Here is a 13,807-nt window from a genome sequence, read left to right on the forward strand (position 1 = left end):
AAGCTGTGGCGAATCCTAAACCTTGGTGTCACGGTAACGCTTGAGCAGAATTTGCACCCGTTCCACATAGGCCTGGGTTTCTGGATAGGGCGGAATGCCATTATATTGGGTCACAGTTGTCGGCCCAGCATTATAGGCCGCGCAGGCCAACGCAATATCCCCATTGAACTGTTTTAGCATTTGCGCCAAATACTTACTGCCACCTAAAATATTCTCTTCCGGCAAAAAAGCATTAGTTACTCCCATATCTTTTGCGGTTTCAGGCATCAGTTGCATCAGCCCCATTGCACCAGCGCGGGACACAGCTCTGGCGTTAAATGCTGATTCTGCATGGATAACTGCACGGATAAGTGCAGGATCTAATTGATGTTTATCGGCGGCGCGGCTGATTAAACTATCATAATTACGGGTAAATAACCGAATGCCATTCCAGTCGATATCGGAGTCTGGGCGGCAAGCAAAGCACTCGTACAGCAAGATCTGATAGTCAGTGCTCGTTGGTGCCTTATCGGTAAAAACTGTGACACCATTGGCCTGTTGATATTGATAAACCTTGAATTTTTCTTGGCCTTCACTGCTCATGATGCCAGTGTCGGAATAGCGCGCCACAATGCGGGGTTTAGGCTTTGCCTCTTCAGCAAACACGGTTGCAAGACTTCCCCAAGCCAACAATAAACCCAGCCACAATAGGGCAATCGACTTAAGGTAAATTGGCGGTTGGTGCGCTGCAATCATCAAAGTCCCGTGTATTCGTTTAGTTTAAGTACTTCAATAATAGCAAAGAGTTGCTTCATCTCACGGTTTAACTGGCTAAATTCTGCAGAAAAGGTTGCCCCGTGGAAAATAGATTGTATTTGGAAATTCGTTCTGCGATTTGGTAAAAACATAATCAACTTGTTACGAAAAAATGCACATTGAATTGCTCCGTCAAAATGCTTAGCAAGTTCCAGTAAACGTTCCATAAATGCCGTATTAAGCAAATAGCGAGACTCCACTTGATCCGTTGAAAACACATCAAACTCTTTTTCAAATTGCGGATCTTCAAGTTTGACCCGAACCAGCCCAGCATGGCTATCAGACAAAAAATTGGCTAAACCACCGCGATCCCTCAGTACCACAGTGTGGCCAACAAAGGCTTTATGGCTACTCAGCTCAACCACTAAGCCTCTAAACTGATTTTCCGTGCGGGTCACGGTTCTGCGCCGATTGGTACTGGCATCTAGCTCTTCGACTTGCACATTCTTGGTCAGGGTAAGTTCATTGACCGTCAACTCGATGCCTTTGTAGTGGCCCTGAATATAATCACCAAAACTGGCTTTATCATAATTTGGCAATACTTTAGCTGCCGAGAGCCGATTCATATCGAGGCGCATCTCTCGGTTATAAATAAAATCCTCACCGAAATATTTAAACATCAGCGGATAAATATCCCGCTGAGCCAAATGAGTAAACTCCCGAGTTGGCGCAAAACTCCACCAACTCAACCCAATTAACGCAAGAAATGGCAAAGGAGGGAAATAGGCTGTGCCGCTGTAAAAACCGATTGCTGTCAACAAAGTCAACCCAAGCACTATCATCAAGCTTAAATATAAGCGTTTACGCGCCGCCTTAAGACAGGCCACACGCTTAGTTTCATATTGACGGCTAATGGGTGCTATGTGTTCTTCATAATATTTTTCGAGTTGAGGCAGTTCATCCAAATCCGCAGACAAGCCCACGTGTCCACGATATGTCCGAATCGGACTACCTAAAATAAATGTAAAAATATTCATATTGATATCATAGTATTGCCAGGTGATAACTCACCCTGCATTGATAAGGTTATAAGTAATCGCTCGCATCTATAGGTGCTTTTGCCGCTTCACTCACCTCATAAAATGGCATGACTTTTATGCTCGCCATAGAAGCGATAATTGATCCTGGAAATATTTCAACGGCGGTATTTAACTCAGATACTGCGGAATTGTAAAAACGACGGGCAGCAGAGATATGGGCTTCGACCTCGTTATAGGTTTGCATCGCTTCGAGCATAGTATTGTCGGACTTCAGCTCGGGATAGTTTTCAACACTCACCATCAACGCGCCCATTTTGTCATTTAACTGCTCGGCTTGAGCGATATGCGCTTTAATTGCATTGGGGTCGGCTTTATTGTATTGGCGAGTTAACTGCGTGCGAAGCTCAGTGATTTCTGTCAGTAATGATTTTTCATGATCCATAAATCGCTTAGCGATTTTAAGGATATTGGGCACCAGATCGGCGCGTTTAGCCAGCTGAACATCGATACCCGACAGTGCCTCAAGGGCGGTATTGCGTTTTTTGACTAGGCTGACGTACCAAAGATAGGTCACGATAAAAATCAGCGCTAATCCTAATAATAGTTTTTCCATTTTCCATCCTTAGTTCTTCTTGTTGCTTTTAATGGCTACAGCTAATCATAAATAGGCAAGAATTTCATCTAAAGCGTTAGCTAATGCAATCTAATATGAGTATTCACCATGCTGGTCAGAGCATCGACTACATTTTTCGTTACAACATGATTGAAATTATTCAGCTTGGATACAGAAAATCTGAGCTATAGTTAATTTGCACAACGTTAGGAGCAAACTTTTTGCTCGTGAATACTGGACTCCTCGTGAGTCCATTTTTTTTTACCCTAAATCGAGCCTCATCCCGCTTTAGCCAAACCTTAGGTTCATTTAAAGCTGAACTACCATAGGTTGCAGCCAATTTTTACTTTTACCTTAGCGTTAATCCAACAACTTGTACGTGAGAGATTCTACTGTTGATGTCAGCTAATTTGAGAGGAATTATCAGGGGATTTCGACGCTCTTTTTAATAGACTCACTTAATGTGCTAGTCGTATAACCATTCCATTAAAAAGCTACAAATTAGCAAGAAAACTCCAAGGTTAAACACTAAAGTCTGCAATTTTGCCTTAGGTGATTTATCGTCGGCTTGGGTCATGACCTGGTTTAGCGGAGTAAAAAACATATTGGGTTCGAGCCCCATGCCAATAAAAAATACCGCCACGGCAAGACTGCGGGTGAGCTCAGGGACGATAAGCTGCTCAAGATAAAACTCATAGGCACCATAGGCTAAAATGCCAATAGCGATACCATGGCAAATCATCGCCACGATAAGTTGCTTAGTGATAAGACTGCTCACCGATGACACTATGTTGCTCCTAAGCCAACGCTATGCATTGATTATGGACGAGATTTGCCGCGCAGTTTATCTCTTCTGTGATTTAACTGCATCCATATCGTCCAGCCAAATAGCACGCCACATGCGGGATAAATATACAGCGCGACTTTTAACGCCTGTCAAAATGGTATCTCTGAGGTGAAGTATTGGAACCCTGCCACTAAAAGTGAAGTCATACTCCCCCAATACAGTACGCCAATCACCAAGATAAAGTACCATTTACCCTTCGCGAGGGACTTCTCTAATTGGATCAGCGTATCGGACTGAAACTCTTGTATAGACATCACCTTACTCCTGTTAGTTATCGTCATTAATCAATATGCCGAATTTAACTAAGCCAAGCTATCCATCTTAGTAATGAGAATGAAAAACCACTCACTTGCTTAGGAGCGAACTGGCATTGGGATTTGAAGACTAAACAGATACATAGCAACATGCTCCGAAAGAAATCTTCACGCTAGTTGAGAGACTAGGCAAGTCATGAACCCACACCGCGGGAATATGCGCCGCAAAACGCCATTCTTCACAAAACTCAGATATAAAAAATCAGCCGCAACTTATGTTGCGGCTGACGATGAGGCGACTGCAAGACGGTGCAAACAAACTAAACCATCAGCAATATGATAACGCCACTTTTTACGTTTTAAGCTGAGCCTTATTTCAGGCTAGCGAGATATTTAGATAATGCATCAATATCGCTGTCATTTAACTTTTTGGCGACGTCTTGCATCATGCCGTTTAGGTCGTTATGACGGCCTGCATCACGGAATTTAGTCAGTTGGAGCTTGATATAGTTTGCGTGTTGGCCAGCCAATGCAGGGAAACCAGCTGACTCAGCACCTTTACCATCTGGGCCATGACATGCCATACAAGCTGTAATCCCACGAGAAACATCGCCGCCTTTATAAAGTTTTGCGCCTAACTCAGGAACGTCTTTGACTTCAGCGACTTGGATTTTTTGAGTCGAAAAATATGCTGAAATGTCGAGAATATCCTGATCACTAAGAGGCATTGCCATACCACTCATGATAGGATCCATACGACCATCTTTACCGCCAGATTGGGCAGCACTGCGGAAATCATGTATTTGCTTTTGGAGGTATGTGGCATGTTGGCCCGCAAGCTTAGGGTACATATCGATCATACTGTTACCGTCCATACCGTGGCAGGCAGAACAAACGATAATTTTAGTTTTTCCCGCTTCAGCATTACCTTCTGCAATCGCAGGTGAAGATATGGCGGCAACTACAACAGACAGCGCAAGAGCTAACTTTTTCATGGCGTTCCAACTTCTGGTTAAGATTATTATCCTGAGCTTACTAGGGTGACCCGCAAGCGTGGTAAAATATGGTTAATGTGATCGGGGTAATATTTTACACGAAAACGTGGAAAAGTAAGCAATTCTTCATAAATTATGGTATTGCGCAGTAAATATATTGGAGTAAATAGTGACTGAATCTCATATAGATTTTCGCAGGGCGAAGTTTTTAATCAGTGCACCAGACATTGCACATTTGGATCAATATCTGCCCGGCGACGTTGGTGTTGAGATTGCTTTTGCTGGCCGCTCCAATGCCGGAAAATCGAGTGCTCTCAATGCATTAACTGAGCAAAAAAACTTGGCTCGTACCAGTAAAACCCCTGGACGAACCCAGCTTATTAACGTGTTTGAACTCGATGCACAGCGCAGATTAGTCGATTTACCAGGGTATGGTTTTGCCCAGGTACCGTTAGCCATGAAGATGAAGTGGCAACAATCCCTAGCAGAGTATTTGCAAAAGCGTGCTTGCTTAAGTGGCGTTGTAGTTTTGATGGATATCCGTCATCCCTTAAAAGATCTGGATATGCAGATGATTGAATGGGCTGTTGCGAGTGAAATCCCAGTGTTAGCCCTGTTGACCAAGTCGGATAAACTGGCTCAAAGCGCGAAGATGAAAACCGTTAACGAAGTTCGCAAAGCCCTCGCAGAGTTTGGCGATTGGGTACAAGTCGAGTCTTTTTCAGCCCTTAAAGGCACGGGGAAACCTAAAGTATTGAGCATCTTAAATGAATGGTGCCATCCACAATGGCTGGCCAATGAGTTAGAGAATCAAGATAACGCCGAGTAAGCCTCTCTTTTACATGGTCGAATGCTCTAAACACATTCGGCCATGTTTCCCGCTCTATCCCCGTTATAACTCCCTCTAACACTTGCCAATCCTTAAATTTCAGGCAAAAAAATAGCCGATAACAATAGTCACCGGCCAAAATTATAGCTCTTTTGGGGAGAAGCTAAATTCAACAAGACTCAAGCACCATCAAATTACCTTCAATGGTTCTCAATGAAGACAGCATACATCGAATTTACCTCTTATTAAAGTAAATACTCTAAAATTTATCAATCTTAGTTTAATTGTTGAAGTCAATATACTCTCCAACATGAGTTTGCAAAGGATCAACGCCATTTAGGACGGTCAGTGACTGAAAAAAGAGCAAAAAAAAAGCCCCAGCAAACAAGTTGCTGGGGCGCCAGAATTTGGCTCGTCACTATATGTGAAATAAAGGTCTGAAAGATAGAACATCTTAACCTCTGTACCCTACGCAGAGAATAATACGCCATTTATCTTTAAATGGAAAACAGTTTTTTTGAAAAAGTGATAATTGTGTGCGGAAGATCTCAACTTGTAGGTGAAAAAAGCAACTGCGTTTGATCTACAACTTTCTAAAAACAACTTTAAGCTACTGATTTAACTCATTTGAATGTATTTTTAGTACAGAACTGATCAATTTTTCTGATTTAATGTTTTTACTCTATTGAGGTGATTGTTCCTAGTTGTGTCCTTCAGAGAACGATTGTTTAGTATGATTTGCTGATGTCAATCTGCACACACTGCTGTAAAGCTAAGCCAAAACTGCAGGCAAAATTAGATGATGGGGAGATGATGGGTAACTTTATGCTTATTCAAGGTGCAATCTATCTAGTGTGCGAGATCATGGCTCGATGAGCATGATTAATTGGGCATTTATAAAATAACCGAATCCGTTTAGGTTATTGTTTTACCGACTCTTTGTTATTGTTGTTAGCGTTATCTCTTTCCACATCAAAAACAACAAGGCCCATCGGTCAAAGATAGGCCTTAGCGTGAGCTAAAAATTTAAGCGACTAGGCACTTAAATTTTAGTGGGCCTCATCCCAGTTATCACCAATCCCCGCTTCTGCTAGGAGTTCTACATCCAGATTTGCCGCTTTAGCCATAAGTTCGCACACTTTTTGTTTGAGCGTCTCGGCTTTATCGGCATCGACCTCGAACACTAATTCGTCGTGGACTTGCATGATCATGGCGATTTCACCTTGGGTATCAGTTTTAATCCAATCGGCAATACTGATCATCGCTTTTTTGATGATATCTGCGGCAGTACCTTGCATTGGTGCGTTAATGGCCGCCCTTTCGGCAGCTTGACGACGCATTGCATTACGATCGCGAATTTCGGGTAAATACAGGCGACGACCGAATAATGTTGATACGTAACCGAGATCAGCCGCACTTGCTCGCGTTTCTTCCATATACCTTAATACTCCTGGATAACGGGCGAAGTAAGTGTCGATATAGGTTTGCGCTTCGTTGCGCGGAATGTCGAGCTGGCGCGCTAATCCAAAAGCCGACATGCCATAGATAAGGCCAAAGTTAACGGCCTTAGCGCGGCGACGCTGTTCTGAGGTGACGCTATCAAAGTCGGTGCCAAACACTTCGGCAGCGGTGGCGCGGTGAATGTCTTTACCTTCGGCAAAAGCGTTAAGTAGACCTGCATCTTGGGATAAATGCGCCATGATCCGCAATTCAATCTGTGAATAGTCAGCGGCTAAAATTTTACGCCCTTCTGGGGCAATAAAGGCTTGGCGAATACGACGGCCTTCTACGGTTCGGATCGGAATATTTTGCAGGTTTGGCTCGCTCGATGATAAACGCCCCGTCGCCGCATTCGCTTGATGATAGCTAGTATGCACTCGGCCAGTTTTTGCATTCACCATTAAGGGGAGCTTATCGGTATACGTGCTCTTTAATTTTGTTAGGCTGCGATGCTCTAAGATCACCTTTGGTAGAGGGAAATCCAATGCTAATTCGACCAGCACTTCTTCGGCGGTGGATGGTGCGCCCTTAGGTGTCTTTTTGATGACCGGATAGCCCAGCTTTTCAAAAAATAGTACTTGAAGCTGTTTTGGGGAGCTTAAGTTGAATTTTTCACCTGCAATATCATAGGCTTTAGTTTCAAGCTCATCGATTTTACGCGCGAGTTCTTCACTCTGTTGACCGAGCAACATGCTATCGATAAAGACACCTTGGCGCTCAATATCAGACAGAATATGGATCAGTGGCAGTTCGATATCTGTAAAGACCGATGCTAATTCAGCTTCTTTTTCGAGCCTTGGCCACAGGTGTTGATGTAGGCGTAGCGTAATATCTGCATCTTCCGCCGCATAGGGAGCAGCTGTTTCTAACGAAATTTGGTTAAAGGTCAGCTGTTTCGCTCCTTTGCCAGCAATATCTTCAAAGGCGATATTTTTATGGCCTAGGTATTTGAGTGCTAAACCGTCCATATCATGGCGTGAAGCAACAGAATTAAACACATAGGATTCGAGCATGGTGTCAAACGCAACACCTTGGAGTGTAATGCCCGCGTTGGCCAATACACTGATGTCATATTTAAGGTTTTGACCGACTTTTTTAAGCTTGGCATCTTCTAAAATGGGGCGTAATTTTTCGAGCGCAAACTGCTTATCTAATTGTTGAGGTGCGCCAACATAATCGTGGGCTAAAGGCAGGTAAGCAGCTTTACCCGCTTCCACGGCGAAGGACATGCCAACCAGTTCGGCGACCATATAGTCAAGGCTCGTGGTCTCGGTATCCACGGCGAACAGTGATGCTTGTTTTAGCTTGGCAATCCACTCATCAAGCTGAGCTTCGGTCAAAATCGTGTCGTATTGGGTTTCAAGTGCGAGACTTGGCGTAGTGTCTGCTTCGGTTTCTACTGTGGTAGTCGCCGTCGCTATGGTTGCTGGTGCTTTATTATCTAAAATTTCGGCAAGCCAGCGCTTAAACTCCATTTCGCCGTAGCATTTGATCAGTTCGTCTCGATCTGCGGGTTTGGCGGTAAGCTCATGCCAATCTTGCTCAAGTTCCACATCGGTTTTAATGGTGGCCAGTTCGTAGGAAAGTCTTAGCATGTCAGCATTATCGATGATCTTCGCCGCCATCGTTTTTGAGCCCCTAAAAGCTAATTCAGAGACTTTTTCAGGTTCAGCAAGTAGATTAGCCACGCTTCCGGCACCCGTGAGCATGGCTAAAGCGGTTTTTTCGCCAACACCTGGTAAACCAGGAATGTTATCCGCCTTATCGCCCATCAGCGCTAAGAAATCGATAATTCTGTCTGGGCCTACACCATATTTGGCTGCGACTTCTTCTGGCCCCATGATGGTATCTGTCATGGTGTTGATTAGCGTGATATTTTCATCAACCAATTGCGCCATATCTTTATCACCCGTACTAATGAGCACAGCGCGATTCTCGCGGCTCGCTCGGCGAGCAATAGTGCCAATGACATCATCTGCCTCTACGCCGGGTATGGAAATGAGGGGCAAGCCTAAGGCGCGAATAATACGGTGTAGCGGCTCGATTTGTGAGCGTAAATCATCGGGCATGGGTGGGCGATGCGCTTTGTACTCTTGGTATAAGTCATTGCGAAATGTCTTGCCTTTAGCGTCAAATACCACGGCAATATGGCTAGGCTGGTAACGGCTCAATAAACTGCGGAGCATATTGACTACGCCATAAACTGCCCCAGTTGCTTCGCCCTTTGAGTTTGTCAGATGAGGAGGCGCATAATAGGCGCGGTATAAATAAGAAGATCCATCCACAAGAACAAGTGGGTTATTGGCTATGGTCGGCATAAGTAATTTTCGATTATCGATGACTTAGATGGCGGTAAGCATGCCACAGATGCGGTGTTTCAGCCACGGCAAATTGACTCTCAGCCTGTGGATAACTCTGTGAGTTAAAATGTCAACTGTGAATAATGGCGACGATTACGGCTTGGTGCGATATTTTTAAGTTGTTGATTTTTATGTTTTTATAATATTTGTGTGAGTTCGCTACTGTTTCTTGAAAAATCTTCCTGATTTGTGGATTTTTTATTGACTCCGTAAGATATCTAGAGGCTGGCTGATTTTTCACCGACCGCTAGATTCGACGAACTAAATTAGCATGATTTTTGAGCAGATCAACTATTTTATTTACGGTTTGTTAAAACCAAATGACATAAGAAGGATATTTATAATGAAAAAAATCGCAGTATTACTCAGCGGGTGCGGTGTTTTCGATGGAACAGAGATCCATGAATCGGTTTTAACCCTATTATCTCTATCGAAAGCCGGCGCTCAATATCAGTGTTTTGCTCCTGATATCAATCAGATGCATGTCGTTAATCACTTCACAGGCGAAGCAGATAACACGGCGACGCGAAATGTGCTGGTTGAATCAGCGCGTATTGCCCGTGGTGATATAAAGGCAACCACAGAACTCGATATCACTGCCTTTGATGCGTTAATTATCCCCGGTGGTTTTGGGGCGGCGAAAAACCTGTGTAACTTTGCAACTAATGGTAGTGAGTGCGAGGTTCATCCACTCGTCACTGATTTTATTAATGAATTTATTCTTGCGAAAAAGCCCGTGGGCTTTATTTGTATCGCACCTATGATGATCCCACGTTTATACGGACATGGCGCAAAGGGCACTATTGGTAATGATGTGGATACGGTCGCGGCATTTAATCTTATGGGTGGCAGCCATCACGCAGCGACAGTGCATGATATCGTGGTGGATGAAGCGAATAAGATTGTCAGTACTCCCGCATATATGCTGGCGGGTAATATTGCAGAGGCCCACTCAGGGATTGAAAAGCTCGTCGCTAAAGTGTTGCAACTAGTTAAATAATTGCGCCTAAACACGGCAAGGTAAGCGATTCGCTTACCTTGCATGTGTGTATCAGAGTATGGAAATCAATATCGGGAAATTATTGGACGTACTTACTGCGGCTATCAAACCAGCCTTGGGCTAGACCAATCAGCAAACCGCCAATATGGGCACCATTTGCGACTGAAATACCTAAAAAATCCGTAAAGCCCAACGCCAGCCAAATCAGCATAAACCCCATATAGGATGGCGGTAAACCAATGCCCGCCTCTGGTTTACGTAGCCCCATGACCCAAGTGTAACCCGCAACCGCATAGACCACACCCGACAGTCCGCCAAAGTTGGGGCCGCTGACATAGTATTGGACGACATTGGGCAAAGTGCCAGCCACCAGCAAGAGGATAAGGAGTGGTGCAGTACCTATGCGAGTCTCAATTTTTCCACCCAGATACCACCACCAAAGTAGGTTGAAGATGATATGCATGGCCGAAAAGTGCAGCAGGCTCGGGGTAAAGACACGCCAAAATTGGCTAACACCCGTGCCAGGCACTGCACCAAAATAAGAAAGTGCTTGGTAAACAGGGCTGGCAAAGCCTAAATTCATGGCGGCATAAATCAGTGTGCAGAGGCCAAAAATAATTAGAGTGATAGGGCCTGCGCCAGTGATAAATTGGGTAAAAAGCTGTAATGATGGTGCGCCATAATCGAGCTTAGCATTGGTATCACCGTGCTCCCATGAGGCTTGCAAGTATTTGTTATCGTAAGGATGAGCGATAAAGTGAGCGAATTCTTTACGGGCTTGCTCAACATCTTGCTCGCGAAGAACCAGAATCGCGACTCCCTGCGGCAACGGCTGAATTTGGCAGTCAATGCGTTCACCTTTAAGGTAATCGACAAAGGCCTGCGCAGCGCGGCTATTAGGGAGTCTGCCAATCTCTATCATGCATTGGCCTCATGCCAAGCACTGAAGCCACCATCGAGACTATACACATCATCAAAACCTTGCTCGCAGAGATACTGCGCGGCATTTTGGCTACTGATGCCATGGTAACAAACCACCACTAAGGGTCGATCCATATCTGCTTGGCCAATAAAGTGTGCGAGATTCTCGTTATTCAAATTAAATGCGCCATCTATATGGCCATTGTTAAAGCTATTTCCATCGCGAATATCGACGATTTGCACTGACTTTGCCTCGGTCATTTGTACTAACTGATTGACGCTTAAGTGTTTAAAAGAAGACATAATAAACCCTGAAATAACGAAAAATGGATAAGCGATAGGATTAGTGTGCAACAAGGGGCTGCATGTGTACAGCCCCATGATTGGCATAGCTAAGGGAATTAATCCCAGCTGAGGATGACTTTACCCGATTGGCCCGAGCCCATAGCGTCGAAGCCTTTTTGGAAATCATCAATTTTGTAGTGATGGGTAATGATGGGCGAAATATCTAAGCCAGATTGGATAAGGCTTGCCATCTTGTACCAGGTTTCGAACATTTCACGACCGTAAATGCCTTTAATGACCAAACCTTTGAAGATCACTTTGCTCCAATCAATGGCCATTTCGCCACCCGGAATACCGAGCATCGCGATTTTGCCACCGTGGTTCATGGTATCTAACATGGCACGGAAGGCAGAAGGTACGCCAGACATTTCTAAGCCGACGTCAAACCCTTCGGTCATGCCGAGTTCTTTCATCACGTCTTTGAGGTTTTCTTGAGCAACGTTTACGGCACGTGTGGCACCCATTTTACGGGCCAGTTCTAAACGGTATTCGTTAACGTCGGTGATCACTACATGGCGCGCACCAACGTGGCGACATACGGCCGCAGCCATAATACCGATAGGACCCGCGCCAGTAATCAACACATCTTCGCCCACTAAGTCGAATGACAGTGCCGTGTGTACTGCGTTACCGAATGGATCAAAGATAGAGGCTAAATCGTCGCTGATATCATCGGGGATTTTGAAGGCGTTAAACGCTGGGATCACTAAGTATTCGGCAAATGAACCTTCGCGGTTTACACCCACACCTGAGGTGTTACGGCATAAGTGGGTGCGACCCGCGCGGCAGTTACGGCAGTGGCCGCAGGTGATATGGCCTTCGCCAGAAACACGGTCACCAATGTTAAAGCCGCGAACTTCTTGCCCGATATCAACCACTTCTCCCACATACTCGTGACCTACCACCATAGGCACAGGAATGGTTTTTTGTGACCATTCGTCCCAGTTGTAGATGTGCATGTCGGTGCCGCAAATGGCGGTCTTTTTAATCTTGATCAGTAGATCGTTATGGCCCATTTCAGGCTTAGGCGCATCGACTAACCAAATGCCTTTTTCGGCTTTTAACTTGCTTAGTGCTTTCATATTGTAGGGTCCTAAATAATCGCCATTTCTTTAGCAATACGGGTAAAGGCTTCAATCGCTTTGTCGAGTTGTTCACGGGTGTGAGCCGCCGACATTTGCGTACGGATACGGGCTTGTCCCTTTGGTACCACAGGGAAGGAGAAGCCAATCACGTAGATATGTTCTGCTAATAAGCGGTTAGCGAAGTCGCTTGCCAGTTTGGCATCGCCAATCATCACTGGGATAATCGCGTGGTCGGCACCGCCTAAGGTAAAGCCTGCCGCGGACATTTTTTCACGGAAATATCGGCTGTTTTCCCATACCGATTCGCGTAGCGCTTGGCCTGATTTGAGCATTTCTAACACATGGATAGACGCTGTCACAATCGAAGGCGCTAATGAGTTAGAAAACAGGTATGGGCGAGAGCGTTGACGTAACCAGTCGATGACTTCTTTTTTACCTGAAGTGAAACCGCCTGATGCACCGCCTAAGGCTTTGCCTAAGGTGCCGGTGATGATGTCGACACGACCCATCACGCCGCAGTGTTCGTGGGAGCCGCGACCATTTTGGCCAACAAAACCGACAGCATGAGAGTCGTCAACCATCACAAGTGCGCCGTATTTATCGGCTAAGTCACACACTCCTTGCAGGTTGGCGATTACGCCGTCCATTGAGAACACGCCGTCAGTGGCGATCAAAATATTGCGCGCACCCGCTGCTTTGGCGGCGATCAATTGCGTCTCTAAATCCGCCATATCGTTGTTAGCGTAACGGAAACGTTTGGCCTTACATAAACGCACACCATCGATGATTGAGGCATGGTTTAAGGCGTCGGAGATAATCGCATCTTCGGCATCTAACAGGGTTTCAAACAAGCCTGCATTGGCGTCAAAGCATGAAGAATACAAAATAGTGTCTTCCATGCCGAGGAACTCACTCAGGCTGGCTTCGAGCTGTTTGTGAATGTCTTGGGTGCCGCAAATAAAGCGTACTGACGCCATACCAAAGCCGTGGCTATCTAAACCTTGTTGGGCGGCTTTGATGAGTTCTGGATGATTGGCTAGGCCTAGATAGTTGTTAGCGCAAAAGTTAACAACTTCTTGGTGATTAACTTGAATGGCAGTCTGTTGCGGTGAAGCAATAATGCGCTCGCTTTTATATAAACCTTCGGCTTTAACATCAGCAAGCTGTTGATTAATTTGTGCGTAGAATGAGGTTGAGGCCACCTGATATCTCCTTAGTTAACTTTATTCTGATTCTGGGAGTTGCGGCATTCTAACGCTAAACCCTATCGGCCTACAGCCTTT

12 protein-coding genes and 1 pseudogene are annotated in these 13,807 nt (G+C 45.1%); 2 read left to right on the top strand and 11 right to left on the bottom strand.

The features are described 5' to 3' along the window. Positions 1 to 15 precede the first annotated feature (15 nt). The 6 genes and pseudogenes from SO_RS21665 to SO_RS21690 form a co-directional block, all read right to left on the bottom strand. Positions 16 to 735, bottom strand: a complete 720-nt coding sequence (locus SO_RS21665; RefSeq protein WP_011074254.1) for a lytic transglycosylase domain-containing protein — start codon at positions 733 to 735, stop codon at positions 16 to 18. Further along, complete coding sequence (locus SO_RS21670; protein WP_011074255.1) at positions 735 to 1,772, bottom strand: DUF3137 domain-containing protein; 1,038 nt, start codon at positions 1,770 to 1,772, stop codon at positions 735 to 737. Before SO_RS21670 ends, SO_RS21665 begins: the two co-directional genes overlap by 1 nt. A gap of 49 nt (positions 1,773 to 1,821) precedes the next feature. After that, positions 1,822 to 2,388, bottom strand: a complete 567-nt coding sequence (locus tag SO_RS21675; protein ID WP_011074256.1) for a LemA family protein — start codon at positions 2,386 to 2,388, stop codon at positions 1,822 to 1,824. A gap of 466 nt (positions 2,389 to 2,854) precedes the next feature. Continuing rightward, positions 2,855 to 3,175, bottom strand: a complete 321-nt coding sequence (locus tag SO_RS21680) for a hypothetical protein (RefSeq protein WP_164925803.1) — start codon at positions 3,173 to 3,175, stop codon at positions 2,855 to 2,857. A 32-nt stretch (positions 3,176 to 3,207) separates the two neighbouring features. Continuing rightward, positions 3,208 to 3,489 (bottom strand): annotated as a pseudogene (locus tag SO_RS23470) (hypothetical protein). Positions 3,490 to 3,860: 371 nt separating this feature from the next. Beyond that, positions 3,861 to 4,484, bottom strand: a complete 624-nt coding sequence (locus SO_RS21690) for a c-type cytochrome (RefSeq protein WP_011074258.1) — start codon at positions 4,482 to 4,484, stop codon at positions 3,861 to 3,863. Positions 4,485 to 4,653: 169 nt separating this feature from the next. On the opposite strand from SO_RS21690, the gene yihA reads away from it, so the two are divergent. Next, positions 4,654 to 5,313, top strand: coding sequence for a ribosome biogenesis GTP-binding protein YihA/YsxC (gene yihA / locus SO_RS21695; RefSeq protein WP_011074259.1), 660 nt, complete (start codon positions 4,654 to 4,656; stop codon positions 5,311 to 5,313). A 1,049-nt stretch (positions 5,314 to 6,362) separates the two neighbouring features. On the opposite strand, the gene polA is transcribed toward yihA, so the two are convergent. Continuing rightward, on the bottom strand, positions 6,363 to 9,131 hold the full coding sequence (polA, locus tag SO_RS21700; protein ID WP_011074260.1) for a DNA polymerase I: 2,769 nt from the start codon (positions 9,129 to 9,131) through the stop codon (positions 6,363 to 6,365). Positions 9,132 to 9,516: 385 nt separating this feature from the next. Between polA and elbB the strand changes: the two genes are divergently transcribed. Then, a complete protein-coding gene (gene elbB, locus SO_RS21705; RefSeq protein WP_011074261.1) occupies positions 9,517 to 10,173 on the top strand; it encodes an isoprenoid biosynthesis glyoxalase ElbB in 657 nt (218 codons plus the stop codon). 79 nt (positions 10,174 to 10,252) lie between these two features. On the opposite strand, the gene glpG is transcribed toward elbB, so the two are convergent. The 4 genes from glpG to SO_RS21725 form a co-directional block, all read right to left on the bottom strand. Continuing rightward, positions 10,253 to 11,095 carry a rhomboid family intramembrane serine protease GlpG gene (glpG, locus tag SO_RS21710; RefSeq protein WP_011074262.1) on the bottom strand — a complete coding sequence of 281 codons (843 nt, stop codon included), beginning with the start codon at positions 11,093 to 11,095 and terminating at the stop codon, positions 10,253 to 10,255. Next, positions 11,092 to 11,397, bottom strand: coding sequence for a thiosulfate sulfurtransferase GlpE (gene glpE, locus SO_RS21715; protein ID WP_011074263.1), 306 nt, complete (start codon positions 11,395 to 11,397; stop codon positions 11,092 to 11,094). The genes glpG and glpE overlap by 4 nt, the downstream gene beginning before the upstream one ends. Before the next feature lie 98 nt (positions 11,398 to 11,495). Further along, a complete protein-coding gene (gene tdh / locus SO_RS21720) occupies positions 11,496 to 12,521 on the bottom strand; it encodes an L-threonine 3-dehydrogenase (protein WP_011074264.1) in 1,026 nt (341 codons plus the stop codon). Positions 12,522 to 12,532: 11 nt separating this feature from the next. Continuing rightward, a complete protein-coding gene (locus tag SO_RS21725; protein WP_011074265.1) occupies positions 12,533 to 13,726 on the bottom strand; it encodes a glycine C-acetyltransferase in 1,194 nt (397 codons plus the stop codon). Between the last annotated feature and the right edge of the window lie 81 nt (positions 13,727 to 13,807).

Origin of the sequence: Shewanella oneidensis MR-1 (assembly GCF_000146165.2) — a bacterium.
GTDB lineage: Bacteria > Pseudomonadota > Gammaproteobacteria > Enterobacterales > Shewanellaceae > Shewanella > Shewanella oneidensis.